The organism is Pseudomonas sp. MD195_PC81_125 (genome assembly GCF_014060985.1).
Lineage (GTDB): Bacteria > Pseudomonadota > Gammaproteobacteria > Pseudomonadales > Pseudomonadaceae > Aquipseudomonas > Aquipseudomonas parakoreensis.
Genome location: NZ_JABULD010000524.1, coordinates 13598 through 28929, shown reverse-complemented (window position 1 = coordinate 28929; position 15332 = coordinate 13598). Strand labels below are relative to the sequence as shown.

Sequence of the window (15332 nt, the reverse complement as noted above, 5' to 3'; positions counted from 1 at the left end):
CGAAGGCTGCGATCTTTTGATCTTCAGCCTTTGAGCGCAGCTGCCAGAATCAGCGCCTTCATCTCGGACACTGCCGACTTGAACCCGACGAACAACGCATGCGCCACCAGCGCATGGCCGATGTTCAGTTCGTTGATGCCTTTGATCGCCGCCACCGCTTCGACGTTGTGATAATGCAGGCCATGTCCGGCATTGACGATCAGGCCCTGCGCCAGACCAAACGCTACGCCGTCCGCCACACGCTTCAATTCTTCAGCAACTTCAGTCGGGGTTTCGGCATCGGCGTAACGCCCGGTGTGCAGCTCGATGGCCGGTGCACCAACGCGCTTCGACGCAGCGATCTGGCGCTCGTCGGCATCGATAAACAGCGACACTTCGCTGCCGATCTTCGATAGACGCGCGACCGCTGCCTTGATCCGCTCTTCCTGCCCCGCTACATCCAGACCGCCTTCAGTGGTCAGTTCCTGCCGGGTCTCCGGGACCAGGCAGATGTGCGCCGGACGGATGCGCTCGGCGAACGCCATCATTTCTTCGGTGACGCCCATTTCGAAGTTCATGCGGGTCTGCAGCACATCCTTGAGCAGCAACACGTCGCGCTCCTGAATGTGCCGACGGTCTTCACGCAGGTGCACGGTGATGCCGTCGGCGCCCGCCTCTTCCGCGTCCAGCGCTGCCTTGACCGGATCCGGGTAGCGTGTGCCACGGGCCTGACGCAGGGTGGCGACGTGGTCGATGTTCACGCCAAGAAGAATGCGATTGCTGGTGGTCACGGATGCGCTCCTGAAGGGAAAGATTCGGCGCACAGCATATCAGGGCTTGCGAAATAGCTCGCGGCTGACGAGGGGGCGACCGCCCAAATGAACGGCCAGTGCCTGACGCATCAGACGCTTGGCCGCCGACAGTGCACCGGGCGCGGTCCAGTCGGCTTCGGCCATGGCCAGCAGTTCCGTGCCGTTGAACAGACCCGGCTGCAACAGGAAGACGCGCTCAAGCCCGGCATCCACTTGCAGGCGATAGAGGCCATCCGCAGCCACTGGCTCGCCGTGGATGTCAGTGTTCATCGAGAAGCCGTAACCGAGGTCGTCCAGCAGGCGCCATTCGAAGGAGCGCAACAACGGCTCCAATGGGCGGCCTTCGGCCAGGGCCAGCAGGGTTGCAGCGTAGTGATCGAACACCGCCGGGTGCGGATCTTCGGCGGGCAGCAGGCGGATCAGCAGCTCATTGAGATAGAGGCCGCTGAACAGCGCATCACCGACCATCCAGGTCGCGTTGCCGGCACTTTCCATGCGCCCGACATTCTTCAACTCACCCTTGCCACGAAACTCGACTTCCAGCGGCACGAACGGTCGCGCCAATGTCCCGGCCTTGCCCCGCGCACTGCGCAACACCGCCCGCAGCCGACCTTGCGGCGTGAGGAAATCGACCAGCGCGCTGGTTTCGCGGTAGGCGCGCGAATGCAGGACGTAGGCGGGTTGGGCGGGAGGTGGGTTTGAAGACATGGAACTCTCATGGATAAAACGCGGTTTTATATTCACCCAAAAACCACTGTGGGAGCGAGCTTGCTCGCGAATGCAGGGTGTCAGTCAACAAATATGTCGTCTGGCACTACGCCTTCGCGAGCAAGCTCGCTCCCACAGGTTTTTTCGGTGTTGCGACAACCGCGTACTTACAGGTCGCCGTAACCCAGCGAACGCAGAGCACGCTCGTCGTCGGACCAGCCGCCCTTCACCTTCACCCACAGGTTGAGCATGATCTTGGCGTCGAACAGCAACTCCATGTCCTTGCGCGCTTCGGTGCCGATACGTTTGATGCGCTCGCCCTTGTCGCCAATGATGATCTTCTTCTGGCCGTCACGCTCAACGAGGATCAGCGCATGGATGTGCAGGGTCTTGCCTTGCTGCTTGAACTCTTCGATCTCGACGGTGATCTGGTAAGGCAGTTCGGCGCCCATCTGACGCATGATCTTCTCGCGCACCAGTTCGGCAGCGAGGAAGCGGCTGCTGCGATCGGTGATCTGGTCTTCCGGGAAGAAATGATCGTTCTCCGGCAAGTGATCGGCGATGACCTTTTCCAGCGCGTCGAGGTTGTGCCCTTGCTGCGCGGAAATCGGGATGATCTGCGCGTTCGGCAGCTGTTCCTGCAACCACGACAGGTGTGGCATCAGCTCGGCCTTGTCTTCGATGCGATCGGTCTTGTTCAGCGCGACGATCAGCGGACCGGTCACGTACTGCACGCGCTCCAGCACCATCTGGTCTTCTTCGGTCCACTTGGTGCGATCAACCACGAAGATCACCACGTCGACGTCTTTCAACGCCGCCGAGGCGGTTTTGTTCATGTAGCGGTTCAGGGCCTTTTCGCCACCCTTGTGCATGCCGGGGGTGTCGACGTAGATCGCCTGCACGTCACCTTCGGTCTTGATCCCGAGCATGTTGTGACGGGTGGTCTGCGGCTTGCGCGAGGTGATCGCGAGCTTCTGGCCGAGGATGTGGTTGAGCAACGTCGACTTGCCGACGTTGGGACGGCCGACGATGGCAACGTAGCCACAGCGAGTTGCGTTTGTATCAGTCATTGCCATTCTCCACGCCCAGGGCAATCAGTGCTGCGGCGGCCGCTACCTGTTCGGCAATACGACGGCTCACACCCTGACCTCGGCTTTTTTCATTCAATAAGACCACTTCGCACTCGACGAAGAAGGTACGGCAGTGCGGCTCACCCTGGATGTCCACCACTTCATAGCGCGGCAGTTCACAACCGCGCGATTGCAGGTGTTCCTGCAGACGGGTCTTCGGATCCTTGTTGGTGTCGACCAGCGTCAGGCCTTCGAACTCACCGGCCAGCCAGGCCAGCACGCGCTCGCGAGCGACGTCCATGCCAGCATCCAGGTAGATCGCGCCGATCAGCGCTTCGAGGGCGTCGGCCAGAATTGATTCGCGACGGAAACCACCGCTTTTCAGTTCGCCCGAACCCAGACGCAGGTAGTCACCCAGATCGAAACCACGGGCCAGCACGGCCAGTGTCTCACCCTTCACCAGGCGTGCGCGCAAACGCGACAACTGGCCTTCGCGAGCCAGCGGGAAGCGATCGAACAGCGCCTCGCCGGCGACGAAGTTGAGGATGGCATCGCCAAGGAATTCCAGGCGTTCGTTGTTACGCCCGGCAAAGCTACGGTGCGTGAGGGCCAGCAGCATCAGCTCCTGATCCTTGAAGGTGTAACCGAGCTGGCGCTCGAGACGGCTTAGAGAAACGCTCACGGTTTACCCACGCTGAGTTCGTGGCTGGATTCCACTGCCATCGCCGGGGTACGGCGCAGGCCTGGGACAATTAACGCTGTGTTCAAAAATGACGTCCTGAATATCGTGGCTTCATGCCCTGGCGCCAATTTGTGTCGACGCCAGAAATGCATTCGGCGCTGTGGTCAACAGCGCCGTGATTGATTACTTGATCAGGCCAACCCGCGAGAAATTCGGCAGGTGGCTGAGTTTCGGTTCCGGCCAGCTCATCCAGACAGCGAAGGCTTTGCCGACGATATTCTGGTCGGGAACCATGCCCAGCAGATCCTTGGGAATGTTCGGATCATCCCAGTAGCGACTGTCGTTGGAGTTGTCGCGGTTGTCGCCCATCATGAAGTAGTGCCCGGCCGGCACGGTCCAGGTATGGTCCGGCGTCGCGCGGTAGCGGCTCATTTCCTTGCGGATCAGGTGCTCGGCGGCGCCGAGTTTTTCCTTGTAGAGTTCCGCGCTGCCCAGCGTGCCCGGCTCGGAGCCGACCAGTTGCTCGGCAATCGACTCGCCGTTGACGAACAGACGCTTGTCGGCGGTGTAACGCACCGTGTCGCCCGGTACGCCGACTACACGTTTGATGTAGTTGACGTTCGGATCGCTCGGGTAGCGGAATACCATCACATCGCCGCGCTGTGGATCACCGACTTCGATAATTTTCTTGTCGATCACCGGCAGGCGGATCCCGTAAGAAAACTTGTTCACCAGAATGAAGTCGCCGACGTCCAGCGTCGGTTTCATCGAGCCGGACGGAATCTGGAACGGTTCCACCAGGAACGAACGCAGCACCAGCACGATGAACAGCACCGGAAAGAACGACTTGCCGTATTCAACCAGCAACGGCTCTTTGTTCAGCTTCTCGACCACCACGGGCTCCGGCTGGCTGACACTGCCTTGATAAGAGGCAATCGCAGCACGCCGACGCGGCGCCAGGAACAGCAGATCGAGCAACGCCAACAGGCCGCAGACGAACACGGCGATGACCAGCAACAGCGGGAAATTTAGTGACATAGGACCTGACTATTCCAACCTGAGCACGGCGAGGAAGGCTTCTTGTGGAATTTCCACGTTGCCGACCTGCTTCATGCGTTTCTTACCGGCCTTTTGCTTTTCAAGCAGCTTTTTCTTACGGCTTACGTCACCGCCGTAGCATTTGGCCAATACGTTCTTTCTGAGTGCCTTGACGGTGGTCCGGGCGACGATCTGACCGCCAATGGCAGCCTGAATCGCCACGTCGAACATCTGACGAGGAATCAGTTCTTTCATCTTCTCGGTCAACTGGCGACCTTTGAAGTGCGAATTGTCACGGTGCACGATCAACGCAAGGGCGTCGACCTTGTCACCGTTGATCAGCACGTCCAGTTTCACCAGATTAGCCGATTGGTAACGATCGAAATGGTAATCCAGCGAAGCATAGCCGCGGCTGGTGGATTTGAGACGGTCGAAGAAGTCCAGGACCACTTCGTTCATCGGCAGGTCGTAGGTCACTTGGACCTGATTGCCGAGGAACAGCATGTCGACCTGTACGCCGCGTTTCTCGATGCACAGGGTGATGACGTTGCCCAGGTGCTCCTGCGGAACCAGGATGTTGGCGCGCACGATTGGTTCGCGCATGTCTTCGATGGCCGACACATCCGGAAGCTTGGACGGGTTGTCGACGTAAATCGTTTCACCGGTTTTCAACACCAGCTCGAAAATTACCGTTGGCGCGGTGGTGATCAGGTCCAGGTCGTATTCGCGCTCCAGGCGCTCCTGGATGATCTCCATGTGCAGCATGCCGAGGAACCCGCAACGGAAGCCGAAGCCCAGGGCGTCGGAGCTTTCCGGGGTGTACTGCAGCGAGGAGTCGTTCAGGGTCAGTTTCTGCAGCGCTTCGCGGAAGTCCTCGAAGTCGTCGGAACTGACCGGGAACAGACCGGCGTAAACCTGTGGCTGGATGCGTTTGAAGCCGGGCAGCACTTCAACGTCCGGGGTCGAACTCAGGGTCAGGGTGTCACCGACCGGTGCACCGTGAATGTCCTTGATGCTGGCGATGATGAAGCCCACTTCGCCGGCCTTGAGGTCGGCAGTGGCAGTGTGTTTCGGGTTGAACACACCGACGCTGTCCACCAGGTGGATCTTGCCGGTGGATTTCACCAGGATCTTGTCGCCTTTCTTCACGCGGCCATGACGCACGCGCACCAGGGAAACAACGCCCAGGTAGTTGTCGAACCAGGAGTCGATGATCAACGCTTGCAGCGGATCTTCGATGTTGCCGGTCGGCGCAGGAATGGTCGCGACCAGACGCTCGAGCACTTCGTCGACACCCAGGCCGGTCTTGGCACTGCAGGTAACGGCGTCGGTGGCGTCGATGCCGATGATCTTCTCGATCTCGTCCTTGACGCGGTCCGGCTCGGCCTGTGGCAGGTCGATCTTGTTCAGCACCGGCATGACCTCGAGGCCTTGCTCGATGGCGGTGTAGCAGTTGGCCACGGACTGGGCTTCAACACCCTGACCGGCATCGACCACCAGCAATGCGCCTTCACACGCGGCCAGGGAACGGCTGACTTCGTAGGTGAAGTCGACGTGACCCGGGGTGTCAATGAAGTTCAGCTGGTAGGTGACGCCGTCTTTGGCTTTGTAATAGAGGGTAACGCTGTGGGCCTTGATGGTGATCCCGCGTTCGCGCTCCAGATCCATGGAATCCAGTACCTGGGCTTCCATTTCACGCTCGGCCAGGCCACCGCACATCTGGATGAAACGGTCAGCCAGCGTCGACTTGCCATGGTCAATGTGGGCGATGATGGAGAAATTGCGGATATGACTCAAATCACTCACGGATCAACACTCAAAAAGGCTGCAGGCTTGGCCCGCCGAAAAATAGCCGGGAATTGTACCTGATACACGGCGCAAGCGTCACGTTCGCCTGTCACCCGGATTGCATACGAAAACGCCCCGATCTGTCGATCGAGGCGTTTTCGCGGTTAAAGCATTGGCAACAACGCGGTCATCAACCGGCGCGTCGCAGCAGCCAGACACCCGCCAGCGCACAGACCGTGGCCGGTACCAGCACCGCGAACAGCGGCGAGAAGCCAAACACCAGGCTCGACGGGCCGAGCAGATCCTGGACGATGCGGAAGGTGAAGCCTACCAGCACACCAGTGAACACCCGCTGACCGAGGGTCACCGAGCGCAACGGGCCGAAGATGAAGGAAATCGCCATCAGCACCAGCGCAGCGGTGACCAGCGGCTGCAACACCTTGACCCAAAATGCCAGCCAGTAACGACCGTTGCTCAGGCCTTGATCCGCCAGATAGTGGATATAGCCCCACAGACCGGAAATCGACAGCGACTCAGGCGCCATCACCACCGTGTTGAGCAATTGCGGGCTCAGCGACACGTCCCACTCCTCGCTCGGCGCATTCACCACTTCGGTGCTGCGCTCGTGGAACACCGTGGTGGTCACGTCAGTGAGCAGCCAGCGCTTGCCGTCGAACTCCGCACGCTTGGCGAAGCTGGAGCTGAGCAGGTGGCGCTCTTTGTCGAAGTGATAGCGGGTCACGCCATACAGCAGGCCGTCAGGTTGCACGGCGTTGATATGGATGAACTCCTCGCCCTGACGGTGCCACATACCGTGTTTGGCGCTCTGCGCATCGCCGCTGCCTTGCGCCAGCGAGCGATTGGCCTGCGCCATGCTTTCGGTGGCCGGGGCCACGTATTCACCGATCAGCACACCGGCCAGCATCAACACCAGCATGGGCTTCATGACCGCCCAGACAATGCGCCCGATGGACACACCCGCAGCGCGCATGACCGTCAGCTCGCTGCTGCTGGCCAGACTGCCGAGGCCGATCAGACAGCCGATCAGCGCGGCCATCGGCAGCATTTCATACAGACGGCGCGGCGCGGTGAGCAGGACGAAGCTCAGCACATCGGTCAGGGTGTAGGTATCGCTGACGTCGCTCATCTCGTCGATGAAGGCAAACAGGGTCGCCAGACCCAGAATGATCGCCAGCACCGCGATGATCGCCACGAATACGCTGCTGCCGATGTAGCGGTCGAGTTTAACCACGGGCCACCTCCAGCGCAGCGCTGCGACGACTGGCCAGCTTCAGGCGCAACGGTTCCCAGTACAACAGGCCGAGACCGATGAACAGGAAGATCCCGTGCACCCACCACAGGCCAAGGGCCGGTGGAATCTTGCCTTTTTCGAGGGCGCCGCGGGCGGCAATCAGGATGGTCAGGTAAGCCATATAAAGAAGAATCGCCGGCAGCAGCTTCAGGAAACGGCCCTGACGCGGATTGACCCGCGACAGCGGCACCGCCATCAGGGTCACGATGAATACCAGCAACGGCAGCGAAATCCGCCATTGCAGTTCGGCCCTGGATCGCTCGTCGTCGGCGCTCAGCAGGGTCGAAGTCGGGATCGCATCACGGTCGGTAACTTCGTCGCTGGCATCGGGCTTGGGCAGCAATACGCCGTAGGTGTCGTATTTGATCGCGCGGTAATCGGCCTGACCCGGGCTGCCGTCATAGCGATAGCCGTTGTGCAGGATCAGGTAGCGGTTGCCGTCCGAGTGGACTTCCTGCCGCCCCTTCTCGGCCACCAGTACGGAAATCCCGCGGTCTTTCTGATCCGAGCCGAGGTTCTTCTGCGAGATGAACACGCCGCCGAGGTTGACGCGATCGTCGGTCAGGCTTTCGGTGTAGGTCACCCGGGTACCGTCACGCAATGCCTGGAAACGGCCGGGTTCGAGGGTATCGAACTCGGTCAGCGCGTCCTGCTTGTTCAGCAGCAGCTGAAAACTGATTGGCGCCCTGCGGGGCCAGGCTCAGGCTCAGCCACGCGACGGCCAGTGCCACCAGCGTTGCCGGGAACAGGGTCATGCGCAGCAGACGCTGCTGACTCATGCCGGTGGCCGAGAGCACGGTCATTTCGCTTTCGAGGTACAACCGGCCGTAAGCCAGCAGGATCCCGAGAAACAGGCCCAACGGCAGGATCAGCTGCATGAAACCCGGCAGGCGGTAACCCATGATCAGGAACAGCGATCCCGGATCGAGTTGGCCCGCAGCGGCCTGGGCAAGGTATTTGATGAAGCGACCGCTCATGATGATGACCAGCAGCACGGCGCTGACGGCGCTCAGGGTCAACATCACTTCACGGGACAGATAACGGAAGACGATCAAACCAGACACTCCAGGGTTGTCAGGCTAAGGCGGCCAAACAAGCAAACGTTTCAAGCGACCCGCAAGGCAGAGCCGTCGAAAAAAGATGCGGCATTATCCTGTGATTGAGGGCGCCTGTCACTGCGCACACTCACCCAAGCGTAGATTCCGTTGAAGATCGCACAACCGAGGGTTGTCAGGCGCGGTGAGCGAGGTTCAAACTGCCGCCTTCGTCGCAGGCACAGACCTGCGCCTCTTCTATCTATAAGCAGGCGACTGCGGACACCGTCGAACGCCTGCGTGTTGACCATTCATTCAGGGATCCGGACATGGAACTGGTTGTAAAAAGCGTTAGCCCAGAAACGTTGAAAACCGCCACCCTGGTGGTTGCCGTTGGCGAAGGCCGCAAACTCGGCGTTGCCGCCCGACAGGTCGACGAGCTGAGCGGTGGCGCGATCAGCGCCGTACTCAAGCGTGGCGATGTGGCCGGCAAGGTCGGTCAAAGCCTGCTGCTGCACAGCCTGCCGAACCTCAAGGCCGAGCGCGTGCTGCTGGTCGGCGTGGGCAAGGATGAAGAACTGGGTGACCGTCCGTTCCGCAAAATCGTTGCCGGCATCCTCAACACCCTGAAAGGTCTGGGCGGCAGCGACGCTGTACTGGCCCTGGATGAAATCATCGTCAAGAACCGCGACAGCTACGGCAAGACCCGCCTGCTGGCCGAAACCCTGGTGGATGGCGAATACACGTTCGACCAGTTCAAGAGCCAGAAAGCCGAGCCGCGCGCCCTGAAGAAAATCACCCTGCTGACCATCAAAGCCGCCCAGGCCGAAGTGCAGCGCGCGGTGAACCACGCGACCGCGATCGCCAACGGCATGGCGTTCACCCGCAATCTGGGCAACCTGCCACCCAACATCTGCCATCCGACCTTCCTTGGCGAACAAGCCAAGAACCTGGGCAAAGAGTTCAAGGATCTGAAAGTCGAAGTCCTCGACGAGAAGAAGATCAAATCACTGGGCATGGGTTCGTTCTACGCCGTCGGTCAGGGCAGCGCCCAGCCACCGCGCCTGATCGTCATGCAATACAACGGTGGCAAGAAGTCCGAGAAGCCTTACGCGCTGGTCGGCAAAGGCATCACCTTCGACACCGGCGGTATCAGCCTCAAGCCTGGCGCCGGCATGGACGAAATGAAGTACGACATGGGCGGCGCGGCCTCCGTGTTCGGTACCCTGCGTGCCGTCCTTGAGCTGAAGCTGCCGATCAATCTGGTATGCATCCTCGCCTGTGCGGAAAACATGCCGAGCGGCACTGCGTCGCGTCCGGGCGACATCGTCACCACCATGAGCGGCCAGACCGTGGAAATCCTCAACACCGACGCCGAAGGCCGTCTGGTGCTGTGCGACGCGCTGACCTACTCCGAGCGCTTCAAGCCGCAAGCGGTGATCGACATCGCCACCCTGACCGGTGCCTGTGTGGTTGCACTCGGTGCACACACGTCTGGCCTGCTGGGCAACAACGACGAGCTGATCGAGCAACTGCTCAGTGCCGGCAAGGCCGCTGACGACCGCGCCTGGCAACTGCCGCTGTTCGACGAATACCAGGAGCAGCTGGACAGCCCGTTCGCCGACATCGCCAACATTGGCGGGCCGAAGGCCGGCACCATCACCGCCGCATGCTTCCTGTCGCGCTTCACCAAGAACCTTAACTGGGCGCACCTGGACATCGCCGGCACCGCATGGACCAGCGGCGGCAAGGACAAAGGCGCCACTGGCCGTCCGGTTCCGCTGCTGACCCAATACCTGCTGGACCGCGCCAAAGCCTGAAACCGATGAACCCGGGCGGCGTCACTCTACGGTGACGCCGTTCCAGGCTCAGGAACCGCAATGACCAAAGTCGACTTCTATATCCTGCCCAGCGCCGATCCTTCGGCTCGCCTGGACTTTGCCTGCAAGCTCACCGAAAAAGCCTGGCGCATGGGCCACCGCATCTACCTGCATTGCAGCGATGCTGCTCAGCGTGATGATCTCGATGCGCGCCTGTGGGCATTCAAGGGCGAAACCTTCGTCCCTCATGGCCCTGCCGATAGTGAACCGGACGGTTTGATTGTGCTGGGAGTCGGCGCGGACTGCGGCGCGCATCAGGATCTGCTGGTCAACCTCGACCTGAAAGTCCCGGCCTTTGCCAGCCAATTCGCCCGCGTGGCGGAAGTGGTGGTGGAAGATCCGACGATTCGCGCGGCGGCACGGGAGAGTTTCCGTTTCTACCGCGAACAGGGCTATCCTCTGCAAGATCACCGTTTACAGCGACTCTGAGTACGCCGATGGACACTCCAAAACCGCTGCAAAAGCCTGCGCACCTGCTGGACGATCTCGAATCGATCCGCCAGTTGCTCGGCGATGACAACCTGCAACCGCCGCTGCTGACCGACACGGTCGATGACGGTGAACAGGAACAGATTCCGATGCTGTTCGAGGCCGTCGACGCCACGCCGCCGACCATCGAACCGACACCTGCTCCGGCTCCGGCACCCGCTGCCGCACCTGTGGATAAAGGCCCGGACGCCCTGCTGCACCTGGACAGCGAACTGCGCGCCGCCGCGCAATTGATCATGCAGGACGTGATCGACGACTTCGCACCGCACATTGAAACCGAAATCAAACGCCGCCTCGAGGCGCGGATGGAACGGTTGCTCAGCCAATACGAATAACCCGGATGGATCTCCTTGTGGCGAGGGGATTTATCCCCGATCGGCTGCGCAGCAGTCGTGAACCCTGCGAATACGCAGCGTGATTTAATTATTTGGGGCTGCTGCGCGGCCCATCGGGGATAAATCCCCTCACCACAATGGTTCCCACCCAACATTAGTGTCCGCCCAGCCTCCCCCGCTCGCCCTCGGCCCCATGCCCCGCTATACTTCCCGGCTTTTCCTGAATAAATGCCAATAGGGTCCCGCCGCGCATGGATAAGACCTACCAGCCGCACGCCATTGAAACTTCCTGGTACAACACCTGGGAGTCCGAGAACTATTTCGCACCGCAAGGCGCGGGCGATTCCTACACCATCATGATCCCGCCGCCGAACGTCACCGGCAGCCTGCACATGGGTCACGGTTTCAACAACGCGATCATGGACGCCCTGATCCGTTTCCGCCGCATGCAGGGTCGCAACACCCTGTGGCAGCCGGGCACCGACCACGCCGGTATCGCCACGCAGATGCTGGTGGAGCGTCAACTGGAAGCCACCGGACAGAACCGCCACGACCTGGGGCGCGAGAAATTCCTCGAGAAAGTCTGGGAGTGGAAGGATCAGTCGGGCGGCAACATCAGCCGTCAGATCCGCCGCCTCGGCTCGTCCGTGGACTGGAGCCGCGAGCGCTTCACCATGGACGACGGTCTCTCGGAAGCGGTCAAGGAAGCCTTCGTACGCCTGCACGAAGACGGTCTGATCTACCGCGGCAAGCGTCTGGTCAACTGGGACACCAAGCTGCATACGGCGATTTCCGACCTCGAAGTGGAAAACCACGACGAAAAAGGTTTCCTGTGGAACCTCAAGTACCCGCTGGCCGACGGCGCGAAAACCGCTGAAGGCAACGATTTCCTGATCGTCGCGACCACCCGTCCGGAAACCATGCTCGGCGACTCCGCCGTCGCGGTTAACCCGAACGACGAACGCTACAAAGCCCTGATCGGCAAATTCGTCGAGCTGCCACTGGTTGGCCGCCGCATCCCGATCATCGCCGACGATTACTGCGACCCTGAATTCGGCACCGGCTGCGTGAAGATCACCCCCGCCCACGATTTCAACGACTACGAAGTCGGCAAGCGCCACAACCTGCCGCTGCTGAACATCTTCGACAAGAACGCCAACGTGCTGCCCGCAGCCCAGGTGTTCAACCTTGACGGCACGTTGAACGACAGCATCGACGGCAAGATCCCGGCCGAGTACGCCGGTCTCGAGCGTTTCGAAGCGCGCAAGAAGATCGTCGCTGCGTTCGACGCCGCCGGCCTGCTGGTCAGCGTCGACGATCACAACCTGAAAGTGCCGAAAGGCGACCGTTCTGGCACCGTCATCGAGCCGTGGCTGACCGACCAGTGGTACGTGTCGACCAAGCCTCTGGCCGAGCCGGCGATTGCCGCCGTTGAAGACGGCCGCATCCAGTTCGTGCCCAAGCAGTACGAAAACATGTACTTCTCGTGGATGCGCGACATCCAGGACTGGTGCATCAGCCGTCAACTGTGGTGGGGCCACCGGATTCCGGCGTGGTACGACGAGTCGGGCAAGGTCTACGTCGGTCGCGACGAAGCCGAAGTGCGTGCCAAGCACAACCTCGGCCCGGACGTTGCGCTGCAACAGGACAACGACGTGCTCGACACCTGGTTCAGCTCGGGCCTGTGGACGTTCTCCACTCTGGGTTGGCCGGAAAAGACCGAGTTCCTGAAGAAATTCCACTCCACCGACGTGCTGGTCACCGGTTTCGACATCATTTTCTTCTGGGTCGCCCGGATGATCATGCTGACGATGCACCTGATCAAGAACGAGGACGGCACCCCGCAGGTACCGTTCAAGACCGTTTACGTGCACGGCCTGGTGCGTGATGGCCAGGGCCAGAAGATGTCCAAGTCCAAAGGCAACGTCCTTGACCCGCTGGACATCATCGACGGTATCGAGCTGGAAGCGCTGGTGCAGAAACGTACCTCCGGCATGATGCAGCCGAAACTGGCGAAGAAGATCGAGAAGCAGACCCGCGACGAGTTCGCCGACGGCATTGCCAGCTACGGCACCGACGCCCTGCGCTTCACCTTCTGCTCGCTGGCCTCGACCGGTCGCGACATCAAGTTCGACATGGGCCGCGTCGAAGGCTATCGCAACTTCTGCAACAAGATCTGGAACGCCGCGCGTTATGTTCTGGACAAAGGTGAAGACTGCGGCCAGAACGGCGAAGCCTACGAGCTGTCGCTGGCGGATCGCTGGATCATCTCGCAACTGCAACGCACCGAAGCCGAAGTAACCCGTCAACTGGATCAGTTCCGTTTCGACCTCGCCGCGCAAGCACTGTACGAGTTCATCTGGAACCAGTACTGCGACTGGTACCTGGAACTGTCCAAGCCAGTGCTGTGGGACGAAAACGCGCCGGTCGAGCGCCAGCGCGGCTCCCGTCGCACGCTGGTGCGCGTGCTGGAAGTGGCGCTGCGTCTGGCGCATCCGTTCATGCCGTTCATCACTGAAGAAATCTGGCAGCGCATCGCGCCGCTGGCCGGTATTCAGGGCAAGACGATCATGCTGCAACCGTGGCCGGTGGCCAACGAAGAGCGCATCGATCCGGCCGCCGAGGACGACATCGAATGGCTCAAAGGCCTGATGCTCGGCACGCGCAACATTCGTGGCGAGATGAACATCGGCCCGGGCAAACCGCTGCCGATCTACCTGAAGAACGTCAGCGCTGAAGACCAGCGTCGTCTGACCGAGAACGAAGCGCTGCTGAAGAAGCTGGCGCGTCTGGAATCGATCACCCGTGCTGGCCGCTGGCGAAGAAGCGCCACTGTCGGCCACCGCGCTGGTTGGCGAGATGGAAGTGCTGGTGCCGATGGCCGGCCTGATCGACAAGGGCGCCGAGCTGGCGCGTCTGGACAAGGAAATCCTGCGTCTGCAGGGTGAAGTCCAGCGAGTTGGCGGCAAGCTGTCGAACGCCGGTTTCGTTGACAAGGCCCCGGCCGAAGTATCGAGAAGGAACGCGCCAAACTGGCCGAGGCGGAACAGGCCTTGGGCAAACTGGCCGAGCAACACGCGCGGATTTCCAGCCTGTAAGGGCAAGCCGCAATGACAAAGGGAGGCCAAATGGCCTCCCTTTTTTATTCCAGAACACCAATCCCCTGTAGGAGCTGCCGAAGGGCTGCGATCTTTTGACTTTGCTTTTCAAGATCAAGATCAAAAGATCGCAGGCTTCGCCAGCTCCTACAGAGAGCCACACAAAAACAAGAGGATTTTCTCATGGCTAAAATCGGATTTATCGGCACCGGCATCATGGGCCACCCAATGGCTTCGAACCTGCAGAAAGCCGGTCACAGCCTGTTCCTGTCGGCGCACCACGACGCCGCTCCGGCCGACCTGGTGGCTGCTGGCGCCGTCGCCCTCGCCAACCCGCGCGAAGTGGCGCAGGAAGCTGAATTCATCATCGTCATGGTCCCGGACACCCCCGCAGGTCGATGACGTGCTGTTCCGCGCCGATGGCGTCGCGGCTGGCATCGGCAAAGGCAAAGTAGTGATCGACATGAGCTCGATCTCGCCGACCGCCACCAAGGCCTTCGCCGCGAAGATCAACGAAAAAGGCGCGCAGTACCTCGACGCCCCGGTATCCGGCGGTGAAGTCGGCGCCAAGGCCGCGACCCTGAGCATCATGGTCGGTGGCGACGCCGATGCCTTCGAACGCGCCCTGCCGCTGTTCCAGGCCATGGGCAAGAACATTACCCTGGTCGGTGGCAATGGCGACGGTCAGACCGCCAAGGTAGCGAACCAGATCATCGTCGCGCTGAACATTCAGGCCGTGGCCGAAGCCCTGCTGTTCGCTTCGAAAAACGGTGCCGATCCAGCCAAGGTGCGTGAAGCGCTGATGGGCGGTTTCGCTTCGTCGAAGATCCTCGAAGTGCACGGCGAGCGCATGATCAAAGGCACCTTCGACCCGGGCTTCCGCATCAGCCTGCACCAGAAGGACCTGAACCTGGCCCTGCAAGGCGCCAAGGAACTCAACATCAACCTGCCGAACACCGCCAATGCCCAGCAAGTGTTCAGCACCTGCGCGGCGATCGGTGGCAGCAACTGGGACCACTCGGCGCTGATCAAGGGCCTGGAACACATGGCCAACTTCTCGATTCGCGACAAGAAGTAATCTGCGCTTCTGGCTCGCTCCCTGTGGGA

Annotated in this window: 10 protein-coding genes and 3 pseudogenes; 5 read left to right on the top strand and 8 right to left on the bottom strand. The window is 60.8% G+C overall.

Annotated features, from left to right (window positions below; genetic code table 11):
• Positions 1–23: 23 nt before the first annotated feature.
• From pdxJ to lptF, 8 genes and pseudogenes are all read right to left on the bottom strand, one after another.
• Entirely contained in the window at positions 24–770 is a 747-nt protein-coding gene (gene pdxJ / locus HT737_RS20915; RefSeq protein ID WP_131671491.1) for a pyridoxine 5'-phosphate synthase, read from the bottom strand.
• 39 nt (positions 771–809) lie between these two features.
• Positions 810–1499, bottom strand: a complete 690-nt coding sequence (gene recO, locus HT737_RS20910; protein ID WP_095667435.1) for a DNA repair protein RecO — start codon at positions 1497–1499, stop codon at positions 810–812.
• Positions 1500–1666: 167 nt separating this feature from the next.
• On the bottom strand, positions 1667–2569 hold the full coding sequence (gene era / locus HT737_RS20905) for a GTPase Era (RefSeq protein ID WP_041064729.1): 903 nt from the start codon (positions 2567–2569) through the stop codon (positions 1667–1669).
• Positions 2562–3251 carry a ribonuclease III gene (rnc, locus tag HT737_RS20900; protein ID WP_024011703.1) on the bottom strand — a complete coding sequence of 230 codons (690 nt, stop codon included), beginning with the start codon at positions 3249–3251 and terminating at the stop codon, positions 2562–2564. Before rnc ends, era begins: the two co-directional genes overlap by 8 nt.
• Before the next feature lie 183 nt (positions 3252–3434).
• A complete protein-coding gene (gene lepB / locus HT737_RS20895; RefSeq protein ID WP_041064734.1) occupies positions 3435–4289 on the bottom strand; it encodes a signal peptidase I in 855 nt (284 codons plus the stop codon).
• Positions 4290–4298: 9 nt separating this feature from the next.
• A complete protein-coding gene (lepA, locus tag HT737_RS20890; protein WP_041064736.1) occupies positions 4299–6095 on the bottom strand; it encodes a translation elongation factor 4 in 1797 nt (598 codons plus the stop codon).
• A 172-nt stretch (positions 6096–6267) separates the two neighbouring features.
• The gene (gene lptG, locus HT737_RS20885) at positions 6268–7329 is read right to left on the bottom strand and encodes an LPS export ABC transporter permease LptG (protein WP_047292709.1); all 1062 of its coding nucleotides are present in this window, start codon (positions 7327–7329) and stop codon (positions 6268–6270) included.
• Positions 7322–8444 (bottom strand): annotated as a pseudogene (gene lptF / locus HT737_RS20880) (LPS export ABC transporter permease LptF). The gene lptG and the pseudogene lptF overlap by 8 nt, the downstream one beginning before the upstream one ends.
• Before the next feature lie 308 nt (positions 8445–8752).
• Here lptF and HT737_RS20875 point away from each other — a divergent pair.
• From HT737_RS20875 to HT737_RS20855, 5 genes and pseudogenes are all read left to right on the top strand, one after another.
• The gene (locus HT737_RS20875; protein WP_182403928.1) at positions 8753–10243 is read left to right on the top strand and encodes a leucyl aminopeptidase; all 1491 of its coding nucleotides are present in this window, start codon (positions 8753–8755) and stop codon (positions 10241–10243) included.
• Positions 10244–10303: 60 nt separating this feature from the next.
• Positions 10304–10732 (top strand): DNA polymerase III subunit chi, encoded by a 429-nt coding sequence (locus tag HT737_RS20870; protein WP_047292703.1) that lies wholly within the window; start codon positions 10304–10306, stop codon positions 10730–10732.
• A gap of 8 nt (positions 10733–10740) precedes the next feature.
• Positions 10741–11127: a hypothetical protein gene (locus HT737_RS20865; protein WP_047292702.1), complete on the top strand. Its 387-nt coding sequence runs from the start codon at positions 10741–10743 to the stop codon at positions 11125–11127.
• 251 nt (positions 11128–11378) lie between these two features.
• Positions 11379–14225 (top strand): annotated as a pseudogene (locus tag HT737_RS20860) (valine--tRNA ligase).
• Between the two features lie 183 nt (positions 14226–14408).
• A pseudogene (locus tag HT737_RS20855) lies at positions 14409–15303 on the top strand (2-hydroxy-3-oxopropionate reductase).
• The last annotated feature ends 29 nt before the right edge of the window (positions 15304–15332 follow it).